The sequence below is a fragment of the Enterobacter nematophilus genome (genome assembly GCF_026344075.1).
Lineage (GTDB): Bacteria > Pseudomonadota > Gammaproteobacteria > Enterobacterales > Enterobacteriaceae > Enterobacter > Enterobacter nematophilus.
In genome coordinates this window covers 1-26,948 of record NZ_JAPKNE010000014.1, presented here as the reverse complement: position 1 = coordinate 26,948, position 26,948 = coordinate 1, and the positions used below count along the sequence as shown (strand labels likewise).

General features: G+C 59.9%; 22 protein-coding genes and 1 pseudogene. 8 read left to right on the top strand and 15 right to left on the bottom strand.

Going from position 1 to position 26,948, the window contains the following annotated elements:
• Nucleotides 1–40 precede the first annotated feature (40 nt).
• The 6 genes from OSH03_RS21430 to nasR all read right to left on the bottom strand — a co-directional run bounded on the left by OSH03_RS21430 (nucleotide 41) and on the right by nasR (nucleotide 10,874).
• Nucleotides 41–2,539: a nitrate reductase gene (locus OSH03_RS21430; RefSeq protein ID WP_266180051.1), complete on the bottom strand. Its 2,499-nt coding sequence runs from the start codon at nucleotides 2,537–2,539 to the stop codon at nucleotides 41–43.
• On the bottom strand, nucleotides 2,536–6,522 hold the full coding sequence (gene nirB / locus OSH03_RS21425) for a nitrite reductase large subunit NirB (protein WP_266180050.1): 3,987 nt from the start codon (nucleotides 6,520–6,522) through the stop codon (nucleotides 2,536–2,538). Before nirB ends, OSH03_RS21430 begins: the two co-directional genes overlap by 4 nt.
• Before the next feature lie 13 nt (nucleotides 6,523–6,535).
• The gene (locus OSH03_RS21420; protein WP_253542348.1) at nucleotides 6,536–7,324 is read right to left on the bottom strand and encodes an ABC transporter ATP-binding protein; all 789 of its coding nucleotides are present in this window, start codon (nucleotides 7,322–7,324) and stop codon (nucleotides 6,536–6,538) included.
• 9 nt (nucleotides 7,325–7,333) lie between these two features.
• Nucleotides 7,334–8,212, bottom strand: a complete 879-nt coding sequence (gene ntrB, locus OSH03_RS21415; protein ID WP_266180049.1) for a nitrate ABC transporter permease — start codon at nucleotides 8,210–8,212, stop codon at nucleotides 7,334–7,336.
• 2 nt (nucleotides 8,213–8,214) lie between these two features.
• Nucleotides 8,215–9,462 (bottom strand): CmpA/NrtA family ABC transporter substrate-binding protein, encoded by a 1,248-nt coding sequence (locus OSH03_RS21410; RefSeq protein WP_266180048.1) that lies wholly within the window; start codon nucleotides 9,460–9,462, stop codon nucleotides 8,215–8,217.
• Between the two features lie 227 nt (nucleotides 9,463–9,689).
• Entirely contained in the window at nucleotides 9,690–10,874 is a 1,185-nt protein-coding gene (gene nasR / locus OSH03_RS21405) for a nitrate regulatory protein NasR (RefSeq protein ID WP_266180047.1), read from the bottom strand.
• 72 nt (nucleotides 10,875–10,946) lie between these two features.
• Between nasR and OSH03_RS21400 the strand changes: the two genes are divergently transcribed.
• The 3 genes from OSH03_RS21400 (at nucleotide 10,947) to OSH03_RS21390 (ending at nucleotide 13,626) form a co-directional block, all read left to right on the top strand.
• On the top strand, nucleotides 10,947–11,300 hold the full coding sequence (locus OSH03_RS21400) for a DsrE/DsrF/TusD sulfur relay family protein (protein WP_266180046.1): 354 nt from the start codon (nucleotides 10,947–10,949) through the stop codon (nucleotides 11,298–11,300).
• Nucleotides 11,301–11,406: 106 nt separating this feature from the next.
• On the top strand, nucleotides 11,407–13,191 hold the full coding sequence (locus OSH03_RS21395; RefSeq protein WP_266180045.1) for a methyl-accepting chemotaxis protein: 1,785 nt from the start codon (nucleotides 11,407–11,409) through the stop codon (nucleotides 13,189–13,191).
• Nucleotides 13,192–13,386: 195 nt separating this feature from the next.
• Nucleotides 13,387–13,626 (top strand): DUF1883 domain-containing protein, encoded by a 240-nt coding sequence (locus tag OSH03_RS21390; RefSeq protein ID WP_013096243.1) that lies wholly within the window; start codon nucleotides 13,387–13,389, stop codon nucleotides 13,624–13,626.
• Between the two features lie 29 nt (nucleotides 13,627–13,655).
• On the opposite strand, the gene OSH03_RS21385 is transcribed toward OSH03_RS21390, so the two are convergent.
• Nucleotides 13,656–14,351 (bottom strand): gamma-glutamylcyclotransferase, encoded by a 696-nt coding sequence (locus OSH03_RS21385; protein WP_061097960.1) that lies wholly within the window; start codon nucleotides 14,349–14,351, stop codon nucleotides 13,656–13,658.
• Between the two features lie 178 nt (nucleotides 14,352–14,529).
• Nucleotides 14,530–14,760, bottom strand: coding sequence for a putative cation transport regulator ChaB (chaB, locus tag OSH03_RS21380; protein WP_014884191.1), 231 nt, complete (start codon nucleotides 14,758–14,760; stop codon nucleotides 14,530–14,532).
• 269 nt (nucleotides 14,761–15,029) lie between these two features.
• Between chaB and chaA the strand changes: the two genes are divergently transcribed.
• Nucleotides 15,030–16,130: a sodium-potassium/proton antiporter ChaA gene (chaA, locus tag OSH03_RS21375; RefSeq protein ID WP_061097959.1), complete on the top strand. Its 1,101-nt coding sequence runs from the start codon at nucleotides 15,030–15,032 to the stop codon at nucleotides 16,128–16,130.
• A 94-nt stretch (nucleotides 16,131–16,224) separates the two neighbouring features.
• On the opposite strand, the gene kdsA is transcribed toward chaA, so the two are convergent.
• From kdsA to hemA, 6 genes and pseudogenes are all read right to left on the bottom strand, one after another.
• Nucleotides 16,225–17,079: a 3-deoxy-8-phosphooctulonate synthase gene (kdsA, locus tag OSH03_RS21370; RefSeq protein WP_028013459.1), complete on the bottom strand. Its 855-nt coding sequence runs from the start codon at nucleotides 17,077–17,079 to the stop codon at nucleotides 16,225–16,227.
• Nucleotides 17,080–17,115: 36 nt separating this feature from the next.
• Nucleotides 17,116–17,925, bottom strand: a complete 810-nt coding sequence (gene sirB1 / locus OSH03_RS21365; RefSeq protein ID WP_028013460.1) for an invasion regulator SirB1 — start codon at nucleotides 17,923–17,925, stop codon at nucleotides 17,116–17,118.
• A 29-nt stretch (nucleotides 17,926–17,954) separates the two neighbouring features.
• Nucleotides 17,955–18,050 (bottom strand): annotated as a pseudogene (locus OSH03_RS22235) (siroheme synthase); the annotation flags it as partial.
• 8 nt (nucleotides 18,051–18,058) lie between these two features.
• Nucleotides 18,059–18,889, bottom strand: coding sequence for a peptide chain release factor N(5)-glutamine methyltransferase (gene prmC, locus OSH03_RS21360; RefSeq protein WP_266180044.1), 831 nt, complete (start codon nucleotides 18,887–18,889; stop codon nucleotides 18,059–18,061).
• A complete protein-coding gene (gene prfA / locus OSH03_RS21355; RefSeq protein WP_021240360.1) occupies nucleotides 18,889–19,971 on the bottom strand; it encodes a peptide chain release factor 1 in 1,083 nt (360 codons plus the stop codon). Before prfA ends, prmC begins: the two co-directional genes overlap by 1 nt.
• A gap of 41 nt (nucleotides 19,972–20,012) precedes the next feature.
• A complete protein-coding gene (hemA, locus tag OSH03_RS21350; RefSeq protein ID WP_021240361.1) occupies nucleotides 20,013–21,269 on the bottom strand; it encodes a glutamyl-tRNA reductase in 1,257 nt (418 codons plus the stop codon).
• A gap of 201 nt (nucleotides 21,270–21,470) precedes the next feature.
• Here hemA and lolB point away from each other — a divergent pair, with 201 nt between their 5' ends.
• The 4 genes from lolB (at nucleotide 21,471) to dauA (ending at nucleotide 25,825) form a co-directional block, all read left to right on the top strand.
• Nucleotides 21,471–22,082 carry a lipoprotein insertase outer membrane protein LolB gene (gene lolB, locus OSH03_RS21345; protein ID WP_266180043.1) on the top strand — a complete coding sequence of 204 codons (612 nt, stop codon included), beginning with the start codon at nucleotides 21,471–21,473 and terminating at the stop codon, nucleotides 22,080–22,082.
• Nucleotides 22,079–22,948, top strand: coding sequence for a 4-(cytidine 5'-diphospho)-2-C-methyl-D-erythritol kinase (ispE, locus tag OSH03_RS21340; RefSeq protein WP_266180042.1), 870 nt, complete (start codon nucleotides 22,079–22,081; stop codon nucleotides 22,946–22,948). Before lolB ends, ispE begins: the two co-directional genes overlap by 4 nt.
• 125 nt (nucleotides 22,949–23,073) lie before the next feature.
• On the top strand, nucleotides 23,074–24,021 hold the full coding sequence (gene prs / locus OSH03_RS21335) for a ribose-phosphate diphosphokinase (protein WP_003856663.1): 948 nt from the start codon (nucleotides 23,074–23,076) through the stop codon (nucleotides 24,019–24,021).
• A 124-nt stretch (nucleotides 24,022–24,145) separates the two neighbouring features.
• On the top strand, nucleotides 24,146–25,825 hold the full coding sequence (gene dauA, locus OSH03_RS21330) for a C4-dicarboxylic acid transporter DauA (protein ID WP_266180041.1): 1,680 nt from the start codon (nucleotides 24,146–24,148) through the stop codon (nucleotides 25,823–25,825).
• Here the strand turns inward: dauA and OSH03_RS21325 are convergent.
• The gene (locus OSH03_RS21325) at nucleotides 25,811–26,869 is read right to left on the bottom strand and encodes a MerR family transcriptional regulator (protein ID WP_266180040.1); all 1,059 of its coding nucleotides are present in this window, start codon (nucleotides 26,867–26,869) and stop codon (nucleotides 25,811–25,813) included. The genes dauA and OSH03_RS21325 overlap by 15 nt on opposite strands.
• Nucleotides 26,870–26,948: the final 79 nt, after the last annotated feature.

Below are 26,948 nucleotides of genomic sequence, written 5' to 3'. Positions count from 1 at the left end.
ACACCAGGTACCTTAACGCGATTTCTCCCTCTTTGCAGCTTTACTGGGAATTTTCCGGAATTTCCTGAAACATTGTTTTGAGCTCAGGCACGCACGAACCGCAGTTCGTGCCGCACCGTAGCGTCGCTCCCAGCGCGGTAACGGAACCGCAGCCTCCGGCAATCGCCTCCCGTATCGCTGTTTCCCCGACGCTGAAACAGCTGCAGATGATGCGCCCCGGATCTGTAACCTTCCCCACGCCCTGCCCGTTCAGCAGCGCATGGCGCTCTGCGGGCGTCGACGGTGGCGACTGAAAAGCGGCTTCTATCACCGGGTGCGCCAGTTCGGGCAAAGCGGTGCCTTCCCAGAAGCCGAGCATCAGATGGCCTTCGTGCCAGGCCAGCACGCTGCTGCGTTCCCCGGCTTGCGCAACCTGCAGCTGCCATCCCCGCCCGCTGGCATAGTCCATGGCCCACGAGAGCAGCGGCTTATCACCAGCTATCGTCATTCGCGAGGCTTTGCGCCACCAGTGAACCGAAGGGGGCATTTCCGGCCATTCCCGGGCATACAGCTCCCCCTGCCAGGCGGGCTGCCAGGGCATGATTCTGACCGCGGTTTGCTTACTCTCCGGCTGGCCCGAAGCCGGATCGACGCGCCCTTCCACCAGCGCGTTGACCTTTCCCTGGCGGGCAAACTCCGCGTTCCAGTGCATCGGAGCAAACGCTTCGCCTTCCCGTATTCCGTCGTTGATTCGTACTCTGGCTACCATCACGCCGCGCGGGGAGCCGATCCGCGCCAGCTGGCCGTCGCACAGTGCAAACCGAATGGCGTCTGCGGCGCAAACCTCAACAAACGGCTCCGCGATATGCTGCATCAGCCGGGGCACGTACCCCGTACGGGTCATGGTGTGCCACTGGTCGCGAATTCGGCCAGAGTTAAGGATCAGCGGGTATAACGCGGTGACCGTAGCACGGTGCGGCAGAGGGTTGACGGGAACAACGTTTCGGCGCGGAAAATCCCCGGTCGGCCACTGATAAGGTTCAAGCGTCTCCCACGCTTCACGGGTTAGCCCTGCCAGTTCCTGAAGGTTCAATGCCCGCGCGCCGTCATTTTCAAACGCCGTCAGCGCCGCATGTTCGCAAAAAATCTCGTGCGGATGTTGCCAGGCAAAGGCCTCGCCGTAGCCCAGCCGTTTTGCAACCTGAGAGACGATCCACCAGTCCGGCTTCGCCTCGCCCGGCGCGGGCAGAAACGCGCGCTGGCGCGAAATGCGCCGCTCGGAATTGGTCACCGTGCCGTCCTTCTCTCCCCAGCCCAGCGCCGGAAAACGGATATGGGCAAACCGGCTGGTATCGGTATCTTTCATCACCTCAGAGACAATCACCAGCGGGCAGCCTGCCAGCGCCTGACACACCGCGTGGCTGTCCGGCAGCGACACGGCAGGGTTGGTGCCCATGATCCACACCGCCTTCACCTCGCCGCGGGCGATAGCGTCAAACAGCTCCACCGCCATCAGCCCCGGCGTCTGCGCCAGCCGTTCCGTTCCCCAGAAACGCGCCACCCGCGAGAGATCGTCCGGCTCGAAGCTCATATGCGCCGCCAGCTGGTTCGCCAGCCCGCCGACTTCCCGGCCGCCCATGGCGTTTGGCTGTCCGGTCAGCGAAAACGGGCCGCAGCCCGGACGATTAAATTTCCCGCTGGCAAGATGAACGTTGATGATGGCGCTGCACTTGTCGCTGCCGCTGGAGGACTGGTTGATCCCCATGGTGTAGAGCGTTATCGCACGGGGCGCGGTAACAAACCAGTCGTAAAAGATACCAATGTCCTCTGATGGCAGGTCGCAAAACGCCGCCACGCGGGCAATTGGCCACTCATCGGTGCCCTGAATCAGATTGAGCAACCCCACAAACAGGCCGGCGTCGCTGCCGGGTTTAAGCGCCAGATGCAGGTCGGCAATATCGCAGGTGGCGGTTTTACGCGGGTCAATCACCACCACCTTCATCTGCGGGTTGTTGTGCTTTGCCTGCACCAGACGCTGATAGAGCACCGGATGCGTCCAGGCCGCGTTCGAGCCAGCCAGCACCACCAGATCGCTGTTTTCCACATCCTCGTAGCCGCACGGCACCACGTCTTCGCCAAAGGCGCGCTTGTAGCCCACCACCGCCGAGGACATGCAGAGCCGGGAGTTGGTATCGATATTCGCCGCGCCGATAAACCCTTTCATCAGCTTGTTGGCGGCATAGTAGTCCTCGGTTAACAGCTGGCCGGAGGCGTAAAACGCCACCGCCCGCGGCCCCCACGTGTCGACGATCTCCCGCAGCCGCTCGCCCGCCGCGTTCAGCGCCTGCGTCCAGTCCACCTCAAGTCCGTCGACAACGGGGTGCAGCAATCGCCCCTGCAAGCCCGTCGTCTCCCCCAGGGCCGATCCTTTCACGCACAGGCGGCCAAAGTTCGCAGGATGGGTGTCATCCCCCCGAACGCTGACCGCGCCACCTTCCACGCTCGCGACCACGCCGCAGCCGACCCCGCAGTAGGGGCACGTTGTCCGGGTTTCCGTCATGAAGCCTCCGCGCGCATCACCAGCTCTTCGTTGCCGACCCACACCTTGCCGTTTTCAATTTTTACCGGCCAGGCGCGCACCGCGGGTTCGCCGTTCTCCACCTGACAGCCGTCGCGCAGGCGAATGCGCTGCTTGTAGAGCGGAGAGATAACGACCGGTTCGCCCGCCGCATCGCCGAGAATGCCGCGCGAAAGCACGTTCGCGCGGCTACCCGGCTCCAGGTCGTCCAGGGCATAAACGGACGTTCCAAAGCGGAACAGCGCAATCGGTTTGCGGCCAAGCCGCGCGCCGATGCCCGCCTGCTCCGGGATATCCTCAATGCCGCAGATTTCCTGCCAGCGCTTGCTTTCGTCCGACGGCGCGACGTTCACCGCGGTGCGGAACAGCGCCAGGCGGTCAGGATCGTTGAGCGTGGTTTGCCATTCGCACTGGTACGTCTCTACTACCCGGGCCATCTCCTGCTCCAGCTCGTGGGCGATGCCGAGACTGTCGTTGAGGATCACCTCACGCAGATAGTCGAGGCCGCCCTCCAGGTTGTCCATCCAGGTGCTGGTGCGCTGCAGGCGATCCGCCGTGCGGATGTAGAACATCAGGAAACGGTCGACGGTGCGGATCAGCGTTTCGTCATCCAGATCGCTGGCGAAAAGATCCGCATGGCGAGGCTTCATGCCGCCGTTGCCGCACAGATAGAGGTTCCAGCCTTTGTCCGTGGCAATCACCCCCACGTCTTTGCTCTGCGCCTCCGCGCACTCTCGGGTGCAGCCGGAAACCGCCATTTTAATTTTATGCGGCGCGCGCAGGCCCTTGTAGCGGTGCTCCAGCCGGACCGCAAGGCCGGTAGAGTCCTGCACGCCGTAGCGGCACCAGGTCGACCCGACGCAGGATTTCACCGTGCGCAGGGATTTTCCGTAAGCGTGCCCGGTTTCAAACCCGGCCTCCACCAGCGCCTGCCAGATCTCCGGCAGCTGTTCCAGGGTGGCGCCAAACAGGTCGATACGCTGCCCGCCGGTGATTTTGCTGTACAGGCCGTAGCGTTTCGCAATCTGGCCGATGGCGATCAGCCCGTCGGCGCTCACTTCCCCTGCGGGCATGCGCGGCACGATGGAATAGGTCCCGTCCTTTTGAATATTGGCGAAGTAGCGGTCGTTGGTGTCCTGCAGCGGCAGGTGCGACGGCTTCAGCAGATACTCGTTCCAGCAGGAGGCCAGCACCGACCCCACCAGCGGCTTACAGATTTCGCACCCGTGCCCCTGGCCGTAGCGGCTGATGAGCTGGTCAAAGGTGCGGATATGGTTGACGCGCACAAGGTGGTAAATCTCCTGCCGCGAGTACGGGAAGTGTTCGCAGATGTCCTTTTTAACCTCTACGCCCTGCTCGGCAAGCTGGAACTCCATCACCTGCTTCACCAGCGCGCTGCAGCCCCCGCAGCCGGTCGCCGCTTTGGTGCACTGCTTGACGGCGCCGATATCCGCTGCGCCCGCGCTCACCGCCCGGCAGATATCGCCTTTGCTGACGTTATGACACGAACAGATCTGCGCGCTTTCCGGCAGCGCCGCCACGCCCAGCGCTTTCGGCGCGCTGCCTGACGACGCGGGTAGTATCAGCGTTTCCGGCTCTTTCGGCAGGCTGATGCCGTTAAGCATCATCTGCACCAGCGTGGCGTATTCGCTGGCGTCACCCACCAGAACGCCGCCGAGCAGCGTTTTGCCGTCATGGCTGACCACGATTTTCTTGTATATTTGCTGCGGACCGTGCGTCCACTGGTAGCTTAGCGCCCCCGGCGTGCGCCCGTGAGCATCGCCAAAGGACGCCACGTCCACGCCGAGCAGCTTGAGCTTGGTGCTCATATCTGCCCCGGTGAAGGTTTTCTCTTCCCCCGCGAGCGCGGCGGCGGCCACGCGCGCCATCTGGTAGCCCGGCGCCACCAGGCCAAAGATTTTCCCCTCCCACAGGGCGCACTCGCCGATGGCAAGCACGTTCGGATCGGAGGTCCGGCAGCCGTCGTCAATGCAGATCCCGCCGCGCTCGCCGACAGCCAGCCCGCCGCTGCGCGCCAGCGCATCCTGCGGACGAATGCCCGCAGAGAAGACCACCATGTCCGTTTCCAGCTGTTCACCGTCGGCGAAGCGCAGCACCAGCCCGTCGTCCGTAGCAGCAATTTCCGTGGTGGCTTTACTGGTGAGAACGCCAACGCCCAGCGCCTCAATTTTCCTGCGCAGCATCGTCGCGCCGTCATTATCAAGCTGCACCGCCATCAGATTGGGCGCAAACTCCACCACGTGGGTTTCAAGCCCGAGCTGCTTGAGGGCATTCGCGGCCTCCAGCCCGAGCAGGCCGCCGCCAATCACCACGCCGCGTCGCGAGCCCGCCGCGTGGGCCGCTATGCTGTCCAGATCGTCAAGGGTGCGGTAGACAAAGCAGCCCGGCAGATCGTTGCCCGGTACCGGCGGCACGAACGGATACGAGCCGGTCGCCAGCACCAGCTTGTCCCAGTGGGTTTCATGCCCGCTGGCGGTACGCACCACGCGCGCGTCGCGATCGATAGCGACGATCTGCTGCGACAGGCGAAGCTCAATGCCGTTATCGGCAAAGAAATCCCCCTCCACCAGCGAGAGCGATTCCGCGCTGCGGCCGCCAAAATATTCCGAGAGATGCACGCGGTCATAGGCGGCATAGCGCTCCTCGCCAAAGACAACGATCTGATACTGCTGATGCAGATTGCGGTTAACGCAGTCTTCGAGGAAATGATGGCCGACCATACCGTGCCCAACCACCACCAGAGTAGGTTTTGTCATAGCGTTCTGTCCTGCAACCTGCGGTTGCGTAGTGAAACGATCGAACAGCCAGTCCGCGTGGGCGGGCACAGCCGTTGCCAGTAAATCGGTAAATGTTGCCGCGCTGCGGCAGTCGCCCATCAGCAGCACGCCAGCCAGCGCCCCCCGATGGATCAGTAAACGTCGATAGTGGCGGGTTAGCGGATCCCATGAACTCCAGACCGCATCGCCCTCCTGCTCCGCCGCGCGCCCGAGGCTAAACAGCTCCACGCCGGTCACCTTGAGGCGCACGCCGTTGTCGGTCAGGGCAAACGGCGCGGCGGTGTCGCCCCCCAGCCGCGCGGCGAGGATATCCGCCTGCGCCATACAGGGGGCGACCAGGCCAAAGATCTGGCCGTCAATTTCGCAGCACTCGCCAATGGCGTAGACGTCCGGTGCGGAGGTCCGCATCTGGCTATCCACCACGATGCCGCGCGCGCAGCGAATGCCGCTGGCCTGCGCCAGCGCGACGTTGGGCTGCACGCCGGTCGCCAGCACCACGCGCGCGGCGACAACGCGGCGTCCGTTGAGCAGCGTCACGCTATCCCCGTTAATCGCCGCGATGCCGGAGGCCAGTTCACAGCTAACGCCCCGCGCCGCCAGCGCCTCTTCCAGCAGCACGCCCGCCTGCTGGTCCAGCTGCTGCTCCATCAGCCACGGGCCGCGGTGAACGAGCGTGACGTTGTCACCTGAACGCGCCAGCGCTGCCGCCGTCTCTACGCCGAGCACGCCGCCCCCCAGCACCACCGCCGGACCAGTGATGGCCTGAATGGCGCGGGTATCCTCCAGGGTACGGAAGGTGAACACGTGCGGCGCATCGCCGCCGGGGATCGGCGGCACAAACGGCGTTGACCCGGTGGCAAATACCAGCGCATCCCAGCCCAGCGTGCGGGCGGTGGTTTGCACTTCCCGCGCGTTCACGTCCACGGCAATCGCCCTTTCGCACCGCAGCACCGTCACGCCGCGATCCTGGTACCAGCCTTCATCCTGAAGGCAGATGTCCGCAGCCGTTTTTTCGCCACCCAGCACCGGCGAAAGCTGGATGCGGTTATAGGCATGCTCCGGCTCGTCACCGATAACGGTGATAGCGAACCGACCGGAAGCACGCCCGGTGAGCGAAGCAATCAGCCGGGTTGCCGCCATGCCATTCCCGATAATGACCAGTCGCATCAACGCCCCCTCGTTACGCCGCTTTCGGCTGTTTTTCGTAGAGGAAATGGAGGATCTGCTGACGCATGTGGTGATAGCGGCTATCGTCCGCCAGCTGCACCCGGTTGCGCGGGCGCGGCAGGTCAACGCGGAGGATCTCCCCGACGGTGGCCGCCGGGCCGTTGGTCATCATCAGCACGCGATCGGAAAGCAGCACCGCCTCGTCCACGTCGTGGGTAATGAGCACGATGGTGGTGTTCAGCGCCTGCTGGATCTGCATCACCGAGTCCTGAAGATGGGCGCGAGTCAGCGCATCCAGCGCGCCGAACGGTTCATCCATCAGCAGCACTTTTGGCTTCATCGCCAGCGCGCGGGCGATGCCGACGCGCTGCTTCATGCCGCCGGAGATCTCCCCCGGACGCTTGTGCAACGCGTGGCCCATCTGCACGCGGTCGAGGTTGTGCTCAATCCACTCTTTGCGCTCGGCCTTGTTCATGGTGTGACGGAACACCTGATCCACCGCCAGGGCCACGTTGTCGAAGCAGGTCAGCCACGGCAGCAGCGAATGGTTCTGGAACACCACCGCGCGCTCGGGCCCCGGGCCGGCGATTTCGCGGTTGTCGCAAATCAGCCCGCCTTCCGTCGGCAGCGTAATGCCGGCGATGAGGTTAAGCAGCGTCGACTTGCCGCAGCCGGAGTGGCCGATAAGGCTCACGGTTTCGCCCTCGTGGATATCAAAAGAGACGTTTTGCAGCGCCAGAAATTCGCCGCTGGCGGTGGAAAAACGCTGGCTCACGGCCTGGACCTGAATTAATGGTTTCATGTTCGCTCCTTATTTTTCCTGCCAGCTAAAGCGACGGGCGATCAGCATCAGCCCCTGCTCCAGCAGCAGCCCGACCACGCCGATGATGACGATGGCGATGAGAATGTTTTCGACGTTGAGGTTGTTCCACTCGTTCCAGATCCAGAAGCCGATGCCCAGCCCCCCGGTGAGCATCTCGGCGGCGACAATCACCAGCCAGGCGATGCCGATGGAGAGGCGCACCCCGGTCAGCACCGCGGGCAGCACCGCCGGGAAGAGGATGCGGCGCATGATGGTCCACTCGGAAAGCTGCAATACGCGGGCGACGTTGAGGTAGTCCTGCGGAATGCGGCGCACGCCTTCGGCGGTGTTGATGACCATCGGCCAGATGGAGCAGATAAAAATGGTCCAGCTCGACGCGGGCTCCGCCTTCTGGAACAGCAGCAGGCCGATGGGCAGCCAGGCCAGCGGGCTGACCGGGCGCAGAAGCGCAATCAGCGGGTTAAACATGCGCGCGAAAAAGGTGAAGCGGCCAATCAAAAAGCCCAGCGGGATACCCGCCAGCGCCGCCAGGCCAAAGCCGATGGCGACGCGCTGCAGTGAGGCAAGCACGTTCCAGCCAATGCCCATATCGTTAGGCCCGTCGCGATAAAACGGATCGGCAAACAGGGTAATGGCGGAATCGAGCGTGCTGAGCGGCGTCGGAAAACCTTTACTGTTTATCGCCGCCAGCTGCCAGAGCACCACCAGCAGCCCGAGGCCGAGCAGCGCCGGGATAACGCGCTGGAAAAAATCGTTCATCCGGCGCGCAAACGCGGGCGTGCGGCGGCGAACCTGTACCGGAGGCAGGACAATCACTTCCCCGCTCTCTGTCGTCTCTTGTGGTTTCGTGTTTTGCAGATGCGGCATAATCAGGCCCCTTTACGGTGAATGGCGAAACGGCTGGCGTACCCTTCCGGATCGGTGCCGTTCCAGACGGTGCCGTCCATCAGCGTGCTGCTGCGGTACGGCGATGACGGCGTGGACATGCCGCCGACGGCGGTGGCGGCATCCTGCCAGACCGCGGTCTGGTTAATGCGCTGCGCGATGCCCGCATAGTCCGGCTCGGCTTTGAGCAAGCCCCAGCGGCGGAACTGGGTTAAGAACCACATGCCGTCGGAGAGATACGGGTAGCTGACGGCTCCCTCGTTGAAGAAGCGGATCGGGTGCGCGTCCTCCCAGCGCTGGCCCAGTCCGTTGTCGTACTCGCCGAGCATGCGCCCGGTGAGATACTGTTCCTTGCAGTTGAGCCACGCCCGGCGGGAGAGGATCTGCGCGGTTTCACGTTTGTTTTCCGGAGACGCCTCGATCCAGCGCGCGGCCTCCAGCACCGCGCTCACCAGCGCCCGGGCGGTGTGCGGATTTTTCTCCACCCAGTCGCGGCGCGTGCCGAGGATTTTTTCCGGATGGTCGGCCCAGATGGACTGCGACGTGGCGGCGGTAAAGCCGATACGGTCGTTAATCGCCCGCGCGTTCCAGGGCTCGCCGACGCAGAAGCCCACCATGTTGCCAATGCGCATGTTCATCACCATCTGCGGCGGCGGCACCACCACCGTGCGCACGTCGTCAAAGGGGTTAATGCCCGCGCTGGCCAGCCAGTAGTAGAGCCACATGGCGTGCGTCCCGGTCGGGAAGGTGTGCGCGAAGGTGTAGGTTCCCGGCGCCTGCTGCCCGATCAGCGTTTTCAGCCCGTCGAGGTCGCGAACGCCCTTCTCCGCCAGATCGCTTGAAAGCGTGATGGCCTGGCCGTTCTGATTGAGCGTCATCAGGTTCGCCATCTGCTGCGGCTTGCCGGCGATGCCCAGCTCCAGCCCGTACAGCAGACCGTAAAGAATGTGTGCGGCGTCCAGTTCTCCCGCCACCAGCTTGTCGCGCACCGCCGCCCAGCTCGCCTCTTTGGTGGGAACGAGGGTGATACCGTATTTTTTATCAAAGCCCTTCAGGGCTGCGATAACCACCGGCGCGCAGTCGGTCAGCGGAATAAACCCGACGCGCACCGTCTCCTGTTCCGGTTTATCTGAGCCAGCCGCCCAGGCAGCCTGCATAACACCCGGTAACAGCGCTGCGCCACTCGCCAGCATGCTGGCCTGCAAAAATCGCCGTCTCGACAAATCCGCCATAACCGCTCCCGAAAAAAAGCCAAAAAAAAGCGCCCGCCGTGCCGAAGCACCGCTGGACGCCTTTATCCCGAAGACTGATGCACCGCCGTTGGCGCACCGTCAAAAATGGTTAACTGAATAATGCAAAGCCAGTGCCAGGTTTGAAGACCCCGTTTCAGGCCCTGAAGCCGGGTTTTGCCCGCGTTTACGCACCTCAATCAGGCATTAAATGCCCGCTGATTGTGCAGCTACTCCTTTGGAGTTACCTGCCACACGCTTTTTACCGTAAGCAGCGCGCGGGCGATATCGACCATGCGCTGGTTCTTGTCCATTGCCATTTTGCGCAGCGTCGTCCAGGCCTGTTCTTCACTCATGTTCTGGTGGGTCATTAGCACGCTTTTGGCTTTATCAATGGTTTTGCGCTCCTCAAGCGTATCGCGCAGCGACGCGAGCTGGCGGGAAAGCTGCTCTATCTCCCGCGCCTGCTGGCGAACCAGGGTCAGCAGCGGTTTATCCGGGTAGTGGGCCAGCGGATCGTCCTGTTCATCCCCATGGGGCGGGTACGCCTCGTCGCGCTGAATACGCTCATCCACCGCGACCATCAGATCGGCGATGATCGTCTCCTCCAGCGCGCGCAGATGCTCCAGCCGCGCCGTTTGCAGCGCAAACCAGGCGAGCGCGGTATGGCCATTGTCTGCGGCGGGCTGGCGGGTACAGGCCACGCGCCGGAGTTGCTCCGTTTCGCGATCGGGCTGACAGTTAAGGGAAAACGTAGTCTGCACGTCGGCCTGGCTGTGGGAGAGAAAGATCTCAAAGCAGGCCTGCTGCCCGTCAATGCGGTCAACCAGCCGCTGGCGGGTGACATCATCGAAAAAGCCCTGCGTGAAGCCAATCGCCCCCAGGGCCCGCTCTTGTCCCGCCAGCTCTTTCCCCTGCATCAGGCTATAAAGTGCGACGAAACGGCCTGCGATTTGCGGGTCGTCAATGCTGTCATTAAGCTGCGGTACGATACTGAGCAGGCGGCGCAGCATGCGGGAGTAGTGCTCCATTGCCTGCGGCGCCGTCAGCGTTTGCCGATTTACACCGTCGCGCAGTGCGGGAAGCGTCTCCAGCGTGAGAAGCGCATTGCCGATACGTTCGCAAACGGCGCTCCCCGGAAAGACGGACTGTTTTTCAAGGATGTCGTTCAGTGCAGCAAGGTTTTCGTCCACCAGCGCCCGGCTGGCTTTGCATTCAGGCGCATAGAGCTTACCCTGTGAGCAGAGCCAGACGTTGGATGCACCGCGCTCGCACTGGAGCATGTGCACCAGCTGGCTAATGCCGTGCACCAGCACGTTCAGCTGCGCCAGCCTGCTGAGTTGCTCCCGGCGCATCCGCCTTGCGCGCTGGAGCCATTCGGTTGCACCTGGCGAAATGCCGGCCATTAATGTCATGCTTACTCTCCCGGACAGCGAAACTCCGTGGAATTAAGCAATATTCGTGCCTTTATAAGAACAGGAGTCAACATGCAGAAGATTGTGATCGTCGCCAACGGTGCGGCCTACGGCAGCGAATCCCTTTTCAACAGCCTGCGTCTGGCAATCGCACTACGCGAAAAAGAGAGCGACCTGGCACTGCGGATATTTTTAATGTCCGATGCCGTGACCGCCGGGCTGAAGGGTCAAAAACCGGCGGAAGGCTACAACATCCAGCAGATGCTGGAGATCCTGACCGCGCAGGACGTGCCGGTAAACCTCTGTAAGACCTGCACCGACGGGCGCGGCATTACCGGGCTGCCGCTGATCGATGGCGTTGAAATCGGTACGCTGGTTGAACTCGCCGAATGGACGCTGGCCGCGGATAAAGTATTAACTTTTTAATAATAAACCCGTAAAAATATTATTTTCTTATGGACGCGGTTTCAGCATCAAGTTTACCTGCGGGGTTGCCGATAGGCATGGAAACAACACAGCAGGTATTTCACTTATGTTCAGATCCATTCGCGCACGCATTATCGCCGCGACGACAGGCTGCCTCGTCGTCGCCCTTCTTCTCAATACCGTAATTAACTTCCAGGTCACGCGCCAGGATAACCAGCAGTCCCAGCGCGATATTCTGGCCAGCACCAGCGCCAGCCACAACATGGCGATTGCCGACTGGGTCAAAAGCAAAATGACGGTGATTGCCTCCGCGCAGAGCATCGCGCTGGCTGACGATCCGGTTCCGGTGTTTAAGCAGCTTGCCCAGGCGGGCGGCTTCACCAACGTTTACGTGGGCTACGCCAGCAAGACGGCGAAATTCTCCGACCCGACAGGCGTCCCGGCGGATTATGACCCAACCGTTCGTCCCTGGTATCAGCAGGTGGTGAGCACGGACGGCCCGGTTGTAACGGCCCCCTACGTTGATGCCGGAACCGGGAAGCTGGTGGTAACCTTTGCCGTGCCGGTGAAGGAGAATGGCGCTCTGAAAGCGGTGGTGGCGGGCGATGTCGCCATGGATAGCGTGGTGGCGAACGTGCGCGGGATCCACCCTACGCCTGCCAGCAGCGGGTTGCTCCTGAACAGCGACGGCACGGTGATTGCCGCCAACGAGCCGGCCCTGACGCTGAAGCCGTTTGCCGAGACGATCAAAGGCATCGACCTTGCGGCGCTGAAGAGCGGTAACCCGGTCGACGGAACGCTGAATGACGAGGAAAAAACCTTTATCGCCTCAGCCGTGCCGGGCACGAACTGGCTCCTGGTGGTCGCCCTCGACAGCAGCGATGCCACCTCCGGCATGCGTTCCCTGCTGAAAGCGTCGGCGATTTCCCTGGTGATCCTCGCACTCCTGAGCGGCGCCATTGTTCACGTCCTGATTGCCCGGTTGCTGAAGCGCCTGTCCGACATTCGCGACGCAATGCACAACATTGCCAACGGCACCAACGATCTGTCCCAGCGCCTGCCGGACAGCGGCGATGATGAAGTGGCGCAAATTGCGCAGGCGTTTAACGCCTTCAGCGATAAGCTCTCGGTGGTGATGGTTCAGCTCCGCGACGCCAGCGCCTCGGTGAAAAACGCCGCGCAGGAGATTGCGGCAGGTAACCAGGATCTTTCAGGCCGTACCGAGCAGGCGGCGTCCAGCCTTCGCGAAACCGCCAGCGCCGTGGAGGAGATCACCGCCTCCGTCACCCAGTCGAATGAATCGGCAGCAGAAGCCAACGACCAGGCCAGCAAGGCCTCTGCGGCCGCAGCGCGCGGCGGCGAAGTGGTCTCGCAGGCCATCAGCACCATGCAGTCCATCGAAGTGGCGTCCGCTAAGATTGGCGATATCACCAGCGTGATCGACGGCATCGCCTTCCAGACCAACATTCTGGCGCTGAACGCCTCCGTCGAGGCGGCGCGTGCCGGTGAGCAGGGCCGCGGGTTCGCCGTGGTCGCCGGTGAAGTGCGGAACCTCGCCAGCCGCAGCGCCCAGGCGGCGAAAGAGATCAAATCGCTTATCGACTCCACCACCGACAGCGTGGCCACCGGCTCGCGCTACGTGCATCTGGCCGGGGAAAGCATGGATGAGATCCGCTCCAGCATCGGCAGCGTCTCCGGCATCATGCGCGAGATCTCGATTGCCACCAGCGAGCAGATGAAAGGCATTCACGAGATCAACCATGCGGTGACCCATCTCGACAGAATGGTGCAGCAGAACGCCGAGCTGGTGGTGCAGTCCGCCGCGGCCGCCAGCGCACTGCAAAGCCAGGCGGGCGACCTTGCTGAAACCGCCGGCCATTTCCGCATTTAATTTTCTTCAGGCGCGCGTTAAACAGGGTAAACGCGCGTCAGCTGAAAGGTTTCAGGAATTTTGTCATTTTTGTTTAAACGTTATGCCATTTTTTGATCAAAATCAGCATCCCTCGCTCCCCGCTTTGGTGTTATGCAATGAGTATTTTGTGAACAACATCACGCTCGGGATGGGCAAAATCGACGGGGTAAAAAAATGGCACTGGTGAAAACAAGTTTGAAACTGTTTGGCGGGGATACGGTAGTGGTGCGTTGCTCAGAGCGCTGTCGTATTCATCTGATGAGCGCGAAAGCACAGAAGCAATCCCAGGCGGATATTCTGACCGTGCAGGATGACAAGGCCTGGCTAACCGTGCCGTATACCGGCACGTGGGATGTTCTTATCGACAGCCACAGCCAGTCGCTGGAGCATTCGGTCAGTTACGTGGCAGCGTAATTTAAACGCCCGGCTCGCCGGGCGTATTCTCAGGCAAAACCCGGTCGCAGCGTACCGTTGAGCGGGTTCCCTTCCAGCAGCGCCTTCACCTTTACCACCAGCTCATTCAGACAATCGTCCTGCATGCCGAGGCGGGTCAGCTCCTGATCGAGGGAGAAGAGATACTGCGCGTTGGTGCCCAGCGGCCCGCTGGCGGCGGCGATTAACGGGGCAATCACCTGCGTGCGGGTGTCCGCTTCATACAGCGGATGGCGTGGATCCATAATAAACACCAGCGCGTTAACGGTGCGTCCGTCGTCAAGCTCCAGCTTGCACCAGCTCGGCATATAGCAGCCGGTGATCATCTCGCGCTTCCAGAGCAGCGTCAGCTCCTCTTCGAGCGTGGCATCCGGAAGGCGATACGCGACGCCGGTGGTGCGTCCGCCCTCTTTCAGTGCAAGCATGCGCCCTGGCTGACAGGCGCTGCCGCGTCCGGCCGTCAGGCGCAGGCAAAACGCGCGGTGCCATCCAGGCAGCGTGCCGGTTGCCGATTCAACAAACTCAAGGGCCGGGTTCCACATCAGTGAACCGTAGCCAAAAATCCATACCGGGCCATCATCCGGGCGGCAGGCAAGCGTGGCAGCGAGCGACGCCGCACGTTGTTCAGCTGACCAGAGAAGCGATTCCTCAATAGCACCAAATGCCGTCTTACAATCTGCCTTCATTAAGAAATCACGCGTTAACACTTTACACCTCCGCCACTGCATGCTTCCTTGCGACATCTGTAATTCGCCTTCCCGGCATTCTGTTGCTGGTCATTTTGCCAGCAGTCAAATTACGATAAGCAATTAGCGGACCAGTTGCAATACAACGGAAGTTCAACCGCCTGTAAAGTCAAAATGAAGGCAGCGAATAATTTCACGGCTATTTCTTTTTATGCCATTTATCATCGTCTCCTTTCTCATAGTCATGTTTTACTGCGGCCCAGGCGACCTTGTGCGCCGTCTCTTCCCGGCTGGCATCATCCCGCCGATCGTCTTTATCTTTGTACTGATCCCAGGCGCTGTTAAACGCTTCTTTGTAGATATCCTGCGCGTGTTCGGGCAGGACGTTTTTCACGTTATCGGGTAATTCGCGTTTCGTTTTATATGGCATCACTAACCTCTCTTTTGCCTAAAGAGTTAAGTGTGGACGACGATACGTCTGTGTGCCACCCGGCAGAAAATAATGAACAAATGAAATTCATAATTTATTGTTATTTAATATTTATTTAAAAGAAATGCATTATTATAGGCGTTAAACATGAAAAATAAGATAAAGGGTAAAATTAAGTAAAAAATAAAGGGGATTTAATAGATTTCTGTTAATTTAATGCCCTCGAAATCTATCTATAATTACAAGCACCTGCATTGATGGAGAAGCACATGACAGCAACACACGAGGCGGTAAAAACCCGCCACAAGGAGACGTCTCTCATTTTCCCGGTTCTGGCACTGGCTGTGCTGCTCTTCTGGGGAAGCAGTCAGTCACTGCCAGTGGTGGTTGGTATCAATATTCTTGCACTGGTGGGCATTTTAACCAGCGCGTTTAGCGTCGTTCGCCATGCGGACGTATTAGCCCACCGCCTGGGCGAGCCGTACGGCTCGTTAATTCTCAGCCTTTCCGTCGTTATTCTCGAAGTCAGCCTGATTTCCGCGCTGATGGCAACCGGCGATGCCGCCCCGACGCTGATGCGCGATACGCTCTACTCCATCATTATGATTGTGACGGGTGGCCTGGTGGGCTTCTCTCTGTTACTGGGCGGACGCAAATTCGCGACCCAGTACATGAATCTTTTCGGCATTAAACAGTATCTGATCGCCCTCTTCCCGCTGGCTATTATCGTGCTGGTCTTCCCAATGGCGCTGCCGGGTGCAAACTTCTCCACCGGCCAGGCGCTGCTGGTCGCGCTGATTTCCGCGGCCATGTACGGCGTGTTCCTGCTCATTCAGACCAAAACGCACCAGAGCCTGTTTGTTTACGAACATGAAGATGACAGCGACGATGATGACCCGCACCACGGCAAACCGTCGGCCCACAGCAGCGCGTGGCACACGGTTTGGCTGATCGTGCATCTGATAGCGGTTATCGCGGTCACCAAGATGAACGCCAACCCGCTGGAGACGCTGTTAACCGAGCTGAACGCCCCGGTGGCCTTTACCGGTTTCCTGGTGGCGCTGCTGATCCTGTCCCCTGAGGGGCTGGGCGCGCTGAAGGCGGTGCTGAACAATCAGGTACAGCGCGCAATGAACCTGTTCTTCGGATCCGTGCTGGCGACCATTTCCCTCACCGTACCGGTGGTGACGCTGATTGCCTTTATGACGGGTAACGATCTGCAGTTTGCGCTGGGCGCGCCGGAGATGATTGTGATGGTGGCCTCGCTGCTGCTGTGCCAGATTTCATTCTCCACCGGCCGCACTAACGTGCTGAACGGCGCGGCGCATATGGCGCTGTTTGTAGCGTATTTGATGACGATCTTTGCGTGAGATTGATCCGGTGCGGCCTGATGCCCTCACCCCAACCCTCTCCCACAGGGAGAGGGAGTAAATATAAAAAAACCCGCCGAAGCGGGTTTTTTTATTAGTTGCTGGTATCCAGCTCGTCGAAGCTCTTCACCAGATCGTCAATCGCTTTGATCTGCTTCAGGAACGGCTCCAGCTTATCCAGCGGCAGCGCGGAAGGACCATCGCACTTCGCATTAGCCGGATCCGGGTGCGCTTCAATGAACAGACCTGCCAGGCCGGTCGCCATACCGGCGCGCGCCAGCTCGGTCACCTGGGCACGACGGCCGCCAGAGGCTGCACCAAACGGGTCACGGCACTGCAGCGCGTGGGTCACGTCGAAGATCACCGGCGACTGGTTAGAGACGTTCTTCATCACGCTGAAGCCCAGCATGTCCACAACCAGGTTGTCGTAACCGAAGTTAGCGCCACGGTCGCACAGAATAATCTTGTCGTTACCGCCTTCGATAAACTTATCAACGATGTTACCCATCTGGCCAGGGCTCACGAACTGCGGTTTTTTCACGTTGATCACGGCACCGGTTTTCGCCATCGCGGCAACCAGGTCGGTCTGGCGCGCCAGGAACGCCGGGAGCTGAATCACGTCTACCACGTCTGCCACAGGCTGCGCCTGCCAGGACTCATGCACGTCGGTGATCACTTTCACGCCAAACGTCTGCTTCAGCTCCTGGAAAATTTTCATCCCCTCTTCCAGGCCCGGGCCGCGGTAAGAGTTGATGGAGGAGCGGTTGGCTTTGTCAAAAGAGGCTTTAAACACGTACGGAATGCCCAGCTTCTGGGTGACGGTCACGTAGTGCTCGCAGATACGCATGGCGAGATCGCGGGATTCCAGCACGTTCATACCGCCAAACAGCACGAACGGCAGGTCGTTTGCTACCTTGATATCACCAATGCTAACCACTTTTTGTTTCATAGGATCGCCTTATTCAGGTGTGAATCGGAATTAAGATTAATGCAGTGTAATTTGTTTGTGCGAGATCGCGTTGATCTGCGCGCGAATCATTTCGCTAATCGGATCTTCCGGGCACTGCTCGACGAAATAGCTCAGATCGTTCAGCGCCACGTGCTCGCAGTCGAGCTGGGCATAGATAAGCCCGCGGTCGCGTATTTCGTACGGATCTTCCGGATTAAACTGCAGCAGCACTTCACTGGCACGCAGGGCCAGCTCCATCTGACGCTCTTCCATCAGCGCTGACTTCAGCGTATCCAGCAGCTTGCGAATGACTTCGGCGTTGTCGGCTTCGTCGAGATCTTCGTTAAAGAGCTCGGCCACCGGGCTGATGTTGCCCTTCAGCCAGACGTCCAGCGTATGCTCATCCAGCGTGTCGCCGTTAAACGGATTAATGAGCCACATCTCACCGTCCAGCCACTCCGCGCGCAGGATCATCTGCGTCGGGAAAATGACCGGCACCAGCGGAATATCCAGGCGGTGCGCAACCCACAGCAAAATAGAGCCCAGCGCAACGGCGCTGCCCTGACGATTTTTTAAGACCTGGTCCAGCCATAATGCGTCAGACAGGCGATACACGCCACGCGTGTCGCAGAAACCCCATTCGCCGTAGAAAAGCTCCAGAAGCTTCTCTAATTGCCAGTCCTGCGGGCGCGCCTGATTGATCTCTTCACGCGCCAGGCTGACCAGATTCTCCAGCTCATCGTAGACGTACTGCGACGTAAAATCGTCGCGTATCATCTCCGAAATCAGGATCATGCCATCGCAAAGCGGCACTTTATTAAATTCGAAATCGGCTAAGGACCTCATGACTTACCCCAGTAACGACTGAGCGAACAACGACGCTCAGGCGCGATAAAACTCAAAACGATGTAGATGATAACGCCAAACTGCCTTTCAGTCAGCCTTACGCCTTTATCAGTAAATGGCAGATACCCGGAACTCAAGACCACTGTCCCAGCGTCAGGCGTTCGTTGCCGCCGTAGTCGCGGCAGGTTTCGACAGCGGCGTAGCCTGCCTGGGTAAACAGTTCCCGCACGGATTCTCCCTGCGTCCAGCCATGCTCCACGAGCAGCCAGCCGCCGGGAAGCAAATGTTCCCGTGACGTTGTCACAATGTGATCAAGATCGGCTAATCCCGCATTGGTGGCCACGAGCGCCGTCAGCGGTTCGAAGCGAACGTCTCCCTGCGCAAGGTGCGGGTCATGTTCGTCAATGTAAGGAGGATTGCTGACAATCATCGCAAATGAGCGGTTCTCCAGCGCGGCAAACCAGCTGCTTTGCATCACCGTTACGTTGCCGAGCCCGAGACGCTCAACGTTACGCTGCGCCAGCGCCACCGCGTCGGGCATCACATCCACTGCCGTCACTTCGCAGTCGGACCGCTCGGTGGCCAGCGCCAGCGCGATGGCACCGGTGCCAGTACCGAGATCGAGAATGCTGCAGGCCGCTGCGGGTAAACGCGCCAGCGCCTGCTCCACCAGACACTCGGTGTCCGGACGCGGGATCAGCGTCGCCGCCGAGACGTAAAGCGGTAGCGACCAGAACTCGCGCTCACCGACAAGGTGCGCCACCGGCTCGCCGTTTTTACGGCGGGCAAGCAGCGCGGCGAGCCGTGCTTCCTGCTCGGCGGTCAGCAGCGTCTCACCAAAAGCCAGCAGGTACGTGCGGGCTTTACCCGTCACATGTTCCAGCAATATTTCGGCGTCGCGCTTCGGGCTTTCGCTTTCGGAAAGCTCCCCGGCCGCCTCGCGTAACCAGCGCTGAAAATCCATTATTCCTGCTCGGACAGCGCCGCCAGCTGGTCGGCCTGGTATTCCTGCACGATAGGCTCAATCAGCATATCCAGCTTCCCTTCCATCACCTCGTCCAGACGGTACAGGGTCAGGTTGATGCGGTGGTCGGTCACGCGGCCCTGCGGGAAGTTGTAGGTGCGGTTACGGTCGCTGCGATCGCCGCTGCCCAGCAGGTTACGACGCGTAGAGGCTTCCGCCTGCTGACGCTTCGCCATTTCCGCCGCGTGGATGCGCGCGCCCAGCACGGACAACGCTTTGGCTTTGTTTTTGTGCTGCGAACGTTCGTCCTGACACTCCACCACGATGCCGGTCGGCAGGTGGGTAATACGGATGGCGGAGTCGGTGGTGTTAACGTGCTGACCGCCCGCGCCGGAGGAGCGGAAGGTGTCAATGCGCAGATCCGCCGGGTTGATATCCGGCAGTTCCGCCTCCGGCAGCTCCGGCATCACCGCCACCGTACAGGCGGAGGTGTGAATGCGGCCCTGAGATTCCGTAGCCGGCACGCGCTGCACGCGGTGACCGCCGGATTCAAACTTCAGACGGCCGTAAACGCCGTCGCCGCTGATCTTAGCGATAACCTCTTTGTAGCCACCGTGTTCGCCTTCGTTGGCGCTCATGATTTCCACGCGCCAGCGGCGCGATTCGGCGTAGCGGCTGTACATGCGGAACAGATCCCCGGCAAACAGCGCCGCTTCGTCACCGCCGGTACCGGCGCGCACTTCCACAAACGCGTTACGCTCGTCGTCCGGATCTTTCGGCAGGAGCAGCACCTGAAGCTGCTGCTCCATCTCTTCGGAACGGGCTTTTGCATCCTGCAATTCTTCCTGCGCCATCTCGCGCATCTCAGGATCGTCGAGCATCATCTGCGCGGTTTCAATGTCTTCCTGAACCTGTCGCCAGTCGGTAAAGCATTTTGATACATCACTCAACTGCGCATATTCACGCGAAAGCGCGCGAAAACGTTCCTGGTCCGCGATGGTCCCGGCATCGCCGAGCAGCGCCTGTACTTCTTCATGGCGCTCGTGCAGAGCTTCCAGTTTAGCGACGATAGAAGGCTTCATAGGCGTAAGTGCACCTTGTCTTAGAAAATGGGTATAGGGCGCTATTCCAGCCCGAGGCTGTTGCGCAGAATAGTCAGGCGTTCATCATCCCCGTCACGGGCAGCCTGTTGAAGAGATTTGGTTGGTGCATGGATCAGGCGGTTGGTCAGCTTCCACGCCAGATCCTGCATAATAGCCTGCGCGTCGCCGCCCTGTTCAAGGGCCGCTAACGCTTTGGCAGTCAGGTCATCACGCACCTGCTCCGCCTGCCCGCGGTACTCGCGGATGGTCTCGCTGACGCTTTGCGCGCGCAGCCAGGCCATAAATTCGCTGGTTTCCTGCTCAACAATGGTTTCCGCCTGCACCGCCGCCGCTTTACGCTGGGCGAGGTTGTGCGAAATGATGCTTTGCAGGTCATCCACGCTGTAAAGGTAGGCGTTAGCCAGCTTGCCAACCTCTGGCTCAACATCGCGCGGAACGGCGATATCCACCAGCAGCATTGGCTGATTACGGCGGGATTTCAGCGCACGCTCCACCATCCCTTTACCGATGATCGGCAGCGGGCTGGCGGTAGAGCTGATAATAATGTCCGCCTCTTTCAGACGTTCATCGATATCGCTCAGGGCAACCACCTCGGCACCCACTTCGTCCGCCAGCACCTGCGCGCGTTCGCGGGTGCGGTTCGCGATAATCATCTTTTTCACTTTATGTTCGCGCAGATGGCGCGCCACAAGCTCGATGGTTTCGCCCGCGCCTACCAGCATCACGGTGACGGTGGAAAGGGATTCAAAGATTTGACGTGCAAGGGTACAGGCTGCGAAAGCAACAGAAACCGCACTGGCGCCAATGTCGGTTTCGGTTCGCACACGCTTCGCCACGGAGAACGACTTCTGGAACATGCGCTCCAGCTCGCTGGCCTTGAGATGCCCTTTTTGCGAATCCGCAAACGCTTTTTTCACCTGCCCCAGAATCTGCGGCTCGCCGAGCACCAGCGAATCCAGCCCGCTGGCGACGCGCATCAGATGGCTGACCGCATCGTTGTCCTGATGCCAGTACAGGCTGTTACGCAGTTCGTCTTCGTTGAGATTGTGGTAGTCGCATAGCCAGCGGATCAGCGCGTCGTGCAGGTTATCCTGCTCTTCCACGCTTAAATACAGCTCGGTACGGTTGCACGTCGAGAGCACCACGCCCCCCTGCACCATCGGCTGGGCAAGCAGGCTGTCCAGCGCCAGGTCAAGCGTATCCGGCGAAAACGTAACGCGTTCTCGCAGCGAAACCGGGGCCGTTTTGTGGTTGATGCCGAGTGCTAATAGGGTCATGTTGAGCGGGAGTAGTACCAGCGTTAATAAGGTTAGCAGGACGCATCATACAGGATGCGCGAGATCAATAAAAGAGACCGCCTCCTTTCGGAGTAATAGGTTACTCAACGCTTTGAGATAATTTGAACGTAGACGGTAGCACTGCGGGACGCTAGCATTAACAGTTATAACTGCAACGTATCTCAAGGATTTGTCCTCATTATGACCCGACTGATTCGCCTGCTGCCGCTGGCGGCACTGGTTCTGACCGCCTGTACTGTCACCCAACCAAAAGGCCCGGGCAAGAGCCCTGATTCACCGCAGTGGCGTCAGCACCAGCAGGACGTCCTTAACCTGAAGCAGTACCAGACGCGCGGTGCCTTCGCGTATCTCTCTGACGAACAAAAGGTTTATGCCCGCTTCTTCTGGCAGCAAACGGGGCAGGACAACTATCGCCTGCTGCTGCTGAACCCGCTTGGCAGCACCGAGCTGGAGCTTGTCGCCAAACCGGGCGAAGCGCAGATCACCGATAACAAAGGCCAGCACTACACGGCGACCGATGCCGAAGAGATGATTGGCAAGCTGACCGGGATGCCTATTCCGCTGAACAGCCTGCGCCAGTGGATCCTCGGCCTGCCGGGAGAAGCGACCGACTATACGCTTGACGACCAATACCGTCTGAGCCAGGTCAACTACACCCAGAACGGCAAAACCTGGAAAGTAGTGTACAGCGCCTATGACAGCAAGAGTAAACCGTCGCTGCCATCGAACATGGAGCTGACCCAGGGCAGCCAGCGCATCAAGCTGAAAATGGACAACTGGATCGTTAAATGATGACCCACTGGCCTTCTCCGGCAAAACTGAACCTGTTTTTATACATCACCGGCCAGCGTGCTGACGGGTATCACACCCTGCAGACGCTGTTTCAGTTTATTGACTATGGCGACACGATTGCCATCGAGCCGCGTCAGGATGGGCAGATTTGCCTGCTGACGCCGGTCGACGGCGTGGCGCATGAGGACAACCTGATCGTCCGCGCCGCGCGCCTGCTGATGAAAGCCGCTGCGGAATCGGGCCGTCTGCCGGCGGGAAGCGGGGCGGATATCCGCATCGAGAAGCGTCTGCCGATGGGCGGTGGTCTCGGCGGGGGATCATCCAACGCCGCCACCGTGCTGGTTGCGCTGAACCACCTCTGGGGCTGCGGGCTATCGACGGATGAACTGGCTGGTTTGGGCTTAACGCTGGGCGCTGATGTCCCTGTGTTTGTTCGCGGCCACGCGGCCTTTGCCGAGGGCGTGGGTGAGATCCTCTCCCCGGTCAACCCGCCGGAAAAATGGTATCTGGTTGCCCACCCCGGCGTGAGCATTCCGACTCCGGTCATCTTTAAAGATCCTGACCTGAAAAGAAATACCCCGATTCGGTCAATAGAAACGTTATTAAATTGTGAATTCAGCAACGATTGCGAGGATATCGCAAGAAAACGTTTTCGCGAGGTTGATGCGGTGCTTTCCTGGCTGTTAGAATACGCGCCGTCGCGCCTGACTGGTACAGGGGCCTGTGTCTTTGCTGAATTTGACACCGAATCCGCCGCTCGTCAGGTGCTTGAGCAAGCGCCGGATTGGCTGCATGGTTTTGTAGCACGTGGGATGAACACCTCCCCCCTACAGCAGGCCATTCTGGCGCAGACTGAGTTTCGGTGACAACGTCACCCTGTTCCAGACGTTGCATCGCGCTCTTTAATACACCGCCTGGATAGCCTTTGCCTGGCCCGCACAGTTTACGGCGAACGCTATCCACCACTGGACGCATGCCTGAGGTTCTTCTCGTGCCTGATATGAAGCTTTTTGCTGGTAACGCCACCCCGGAACTAGCACAACGTATTGCCAACCGCCTGTACACTTCCCTCGGCGACGCCGCTGTAGGTCGCTTTAGCGACGGCGAAGTCAGCGTACAAATTAACGAAAATGTACGCGGTGGTGATATTTTCATCATCCAGTCCACCTGTGCTCCAACGAACGACAACCTGATGGAACTGGTTGTTATGGTCGACGCCCTGCGTCGCGCTTCCGCAGGCCGTATCACTGCTGTAATCCCTTACTTTGGTTATGCCCGCCAGGACCGTCGCGTCCGTTCCGCGCGTGTGCCAATTACCGCTAAAGTTGTCGCTGACTTCCTGTCCAGCGTCGGCGTTGACCGCGTCCTGACCGTTGACCTGCACGCCGAGCAGATCCAGGGCTTCTTCGACGTCCCGGTTGATAACGTATTCGGCAGCCCAATCCTGCTGGAAGACATGCTGCAGCTGAACCTGGACAACCCAATCGTGGTTTCTCCGGACATCGGCGGCGTGGTACGTGCCCGTGCTATCGCTAAGCTGCTGAACGATACCGACATGGCCATCATCGACAAGCGTCGTCCGCGCGCTAACGTTTCTCAGGTGATGCATATCATCGGTGACGTGGCTGGCCGCGACTGCGTGCTGGTTGACGACATGATCGATACCGGCGGTACGCTGTGTAAAGCCGCTGAAGCGCTGAAAGAGCGTGGTGCCAAGCGTGTGTTCGCTTACGCGACTCACCCGATCTTCTCCGGTAATGCCGTGAACAACCTGCGCAACTCCGTCATTGACGAAGTTGTGGTATGCGATACCATCCCACTGAGCGACGAGATCAAGGCACTGCCAAACGTGCGTACCCTGACCCTGTCCGGGATGCTGGCCGAAGCGATTCGTCGTATCAGCAACGAAGAATCCATCTCTGCAATGTTCGAACACTAATCGAACACGGCCAAAAAACCCGCTGCGGCGGGTTTTTTTGTCTCTGGGTTTTATTTGTATGATTAATGCCTCCTTCACCTGCCATTCACATGACAGATGATGCGCATACGGATGATAGATAATTGTGAAAAACGTAGCCTCCTCACATGTTCTGCCCTTTCGCGCCCTCATCGACGCCTGCTGGAAAGAAAAGTACACTTCGTCACGCTTTATCCGTGACCTGATTGCCGGGATCACCGTCGGCATTATTGCCATCCCGCTGGCGATGGCGCTGGCCATTGGCAGCGGCGTTGCGCCACAGTACGGTCTGTACACCTCGGCCGTTGCCGGGATAGTTATTGCCCTGACGGGTGGCTCGCGCTTCAGCGTCTCCGGCCCGACCGCCGCCTTCGTGGTGATCCTCTACCCGGTTTCACAACAGTTTGGTCTGGCAGGCCTGCTGGTTGCCACCCTGATGTCCGGCCTCTTTTTAATTCTGTTCGGTCTGGCCCGGTTTGGACGCCTGATTGAATATATTCCCCTTTCCGTCACGCTCGGGTTCACCTCGGGGATTGGGATTACCATCGGAACCATGCAGATCAAGGATTTCCTCGGCCTGCAGATGCCACACGTACCGGAACACTACCTGCAAAAAGTGGGGGCGCTGTTTATGGCGCTGCCGACGGCCAACCTGGGCGACGCCGCCATCGGGATTGTCACGCTCGGGACGCTGATCGTCTGGCCTCGCCTCGGTATTCGCCTGCCGGGCCATCTGCCCGCGCTGCTGCTGGGCTGCGCGGTGATGGCTATCGTCAATATGTTCGGCGGCCATGTCGCGACTATCGGCTCGCAGTTCCACTATGTTCTGGCGGACGGTTCGCAGGGTAGCGGCATTCCGCAGCTGTTGCCGCAGCTGGTGCTGCCGTGGGACATGCCGGGCTCCACTTTCACACTGAGCTGGGATTCGCTGCGCGCCCTGCTGCCCGCCGCGTTCTCGATGGCGATGCTTGGGGCGATTGAATCTCTCCTCTGCGCCGTGGTGCTCGACGGCATGACCGGCACCAAGCACAAAGCCAACAGTGAACTGGTCGGTCAGGGCTTAGGCAACCTCATCGCACCGTTCTTTGGCGGTATTACCGCAACGGCTGCCATCGCCCGTTCTGCGGCCAACGTACGCGCGGGGGCAACGTCACCCGTTTCGGCGGTTATCCACTCCCTGCTGGTGATTCTGGCGCTGCTGATCCTTGCTCCGCTGCTCTCATGGCTGCCGCTTTCCGCCATGGCCGCCCTGCTGCTAATGGTGGCCTGGAACATGAGCGAGGCGCATAAGGTGGTCAATCTTCTGCGTCGCGCGCCGAAAGACGACATCATCGTGATGCTGATCTGCATGTCGCTGACCGTGCTGTTCGATATGGTTATCGCCATCAGCGTCGGGATCGTGCTCGCTTCCCTGCTGTTTATGCGCCGCATCGCGCAGATGACGCGCCTCTCACCGGTTAACGTTGAGGTGCCTGACGATGTGCTGGTTCTGCGCGTGATTGGCCCGCTGTTCTTCGCCGCGGCGGAAGGTCTGTTCAGCGACCTGGAGTCCCGCATCGCAGGCAAACGAATTGTGGTACTGAAGTGGGATGCCGTTCCGGTGCTGGATGCTGGCGGTCTGGATGCCTTCCAGCGCTTTGTTGCACGTCTGCCGGAAGGCTGCGAGCTGCGGGTGAGCAACCTGGAATTCCAGCCCCTGCGGACCATGGCGCGCGCGGGCGTACAGCCAATCCCTGGCCGACTCTCCTTCTACCCTAACCGCGAAGCCGCGTTAGCGGATCTGTGAGTTACCCGATGCAGAGAAACGTCTCTGCATCATCACCCCGATCGCCTGCTGGAGCCATCCCAGCACGGCAGGCGTCATCCACGTGCCTTTCATCAGATGCGGATCCTGCTGCATGGCTGTGCGAAACTTTTGCTGAGTCTCAGGGTTTGTTCCTGCGTACGACTGGAACAACGCCAGCCAGTTTTCCGCCAGCTTTTGCGCCTCCTCCGAGGCAGGATCGCGATTTTCCCGCTGCGCCTGGTGCAGTTTCGCCACCAGCGGCGGCCACTCCATCATGCGGTCAAAGTAGTGCACCCGGGTAAAGGCCATCTCTTCGGCAGTGAGATACTTCTCCCAGATGCTGAGCTTAGATTCCGCAAACGCCCGCGTGATGTAATCGGTCATCTCCGGCGTGATGCCGGTCTGCTCGCGCATTTGAGGCTCCACGCTGTGCATCTCGTTCAGGCGGGTGAGAAACTCCGGCTTGCCCGCCGTGTCCTGCTCCAGGCGTTCCATCCAGCGCGTTGCCAGATCCATCGCCCGCGAGTCAGTTACGGGTGTATCCTGTTCCAGCAGCGCGTTTGCCTCTGCCACCAGCCCTGACCAGATAGCCGCCAGCGCATCCTTTTGCACCGCAAACGGCAGCTGCTGTAACTCTTCTTTGCTAAACCAGCGATCGTACATATTCATTAACTCCAGAGTCTGTAGCCAGGACTCCAGATCCGGCGTCGCATCGTCGGTAAGCCCGGTACGCAGCTCCACCAGCCGGTCGCGCAGCGTGTGTATGCTGCGCAGCTGTTTATCCAGCAGCGTGATTTGCGCATCGAGTAGCTCGGTCAACGACAGCGACTCCTTTTCCAGAAAATCCCTGATTTCAGCAAGTTCCAGCCCCGCTTTTGCCAGCGCCTGGATCATGTGCAGACGCTGGACATCCGCCAGGTTGTAAAGCCGGTAACCTGCCGCGCTTCTGGCAGAAGGCAGCAACAGCCCTGTTTGCTCGTAGTGATGCAATGTCCGCACGGTGATACCGGCTCGTTTCGCCAGCTCACCCACCTGAATCAACATAACTGCTCCTTTTTACTTTGCCAGTGCCACCACTCTGGAGCCTTACGTTACGTGAGGGTCAATATGCTATGCAAAAAAA

Coding starts and splice junctions, on each gene's coding strand:
- kdsA (WP_028013459.1), bottom strand. CDS start 17,079: ATGAAACAAAAAGTGGTTAGCATTGGTGATATCAAGGTAGCAAACGAC.
- nasR (WP_266180047.1), bottom strand. CDS start 10,874: ATGACATTAATGGCCGGCATTTCGCCAGGTGCAACCGAATGGCTCCAG.
- hemA (WP_021240361.1), bottom strand. CDS start 21,269: ATGACCCTATTAGCACTCGGCATCAACCACAAAACGGCCCCGGTTTCG.
- OSH03_RS21410 (WP_266180048.1), bottom strand. CDS start 9,462: ATGGCGGATTTGTCGAGACGGCGATTTTTGCAGGCCAGCATGCTGGCG.
- prfA (WP_021240360.1), bottom strand. CDS start 19,971: ATGAAGCCTTCTATCGTCGCTAAACTGGAAGCTCTGCACGAGCGCCAT.
- nirB (WP_266180050.1), bottom strand. CDS start 6,522: ATGCGACTGGTCATTATCGGGAATGGCATGGCGGCAACCCGGCTGATT.
- lolB (WP_266180043.1), top strand. CDS start 21,471: ATGACCCGACTGATTCGCCTGCTGCCGCTGGCGGCACTGGTTCTGACC.
- ntrB (WP_266180049.1), bottom strand. CDS start 8,212: ATGCCGCATCTGCAAAACACGAAACCACAAGAGACGACAGAGAGCGGG.
- OSH03_RS21390 (WP_013096243.1), top strand. CDS start 13,387: ATGGCACTGGTGAAAACAAGTTTGAAACTGTTTGGCGGGGATACGGTA.
- sirB1 (WP_028013460.1), bottom strand. CDS start 17,925: ATGAGGTCCTTAGCCGATTTCGAATTTAATAAAGTGCCGCTTTGCGAT.
- chaA (WP_061097959.1), top strand. CDS start 15,030: ATGACAGCAACACACGAGGCGGTAAAAACCCGCCACAAGGAGACGTCT.
- chaB (WP_014884191.1), bottom strand. CDS start 14,760: ATGCCATATAAAACGAAACGCGAATTACCCGATAACGTGAAAAACGTC.
- OSH03_RS21325 (WP_266180040.1), bottom strand. CDS start 26,869: ATGTTGATTCAGGTGGGTGAGCTGGCGAAACGAGCCGGTATCACCGTG.
- ispE (WP_266180042.1), top strand. CDS start 22,079: ATGATGACCCACTGGCCTTCTCCGGCAAAACTGAACCTGTTTTTATAC.
- prmC (WP_266180044.1), bottom strand. CDS start 18,889: ATGGATTTTCAGCGCTGGTTACGCGAGGCGGCCGGGGAGCTTTCCGAA.
- OSH03_RS21420 (WP_253542348.1), bottom strand. CDS start 7,324: ATGAAACCATTAATTCAGGTCCAGGCCGTGAGCCAGCGTTTTTCCACC.
- OSH03_RS21395 (WP_266180045.1), top strand. CDS start 11,407: ATGTTCAGATCCATTCGCGCACGCATTATCGCCGCGACGACAGGCTGC.
- OSH03_RS21400 (WP_266180046.1), top strand. CDS start 10,947: ATGCAGAAGATTGTGATCGTCGCCAACGGTGCGGCCTACGGCAGCGAA.
- OSH03_RS21430 (WP_266180051.1), bottom strand. CDS start 2,539: ATGACGGAAACCCGGACAACGTGCCCCTACTGCGGGGTCGGCTGCGGC.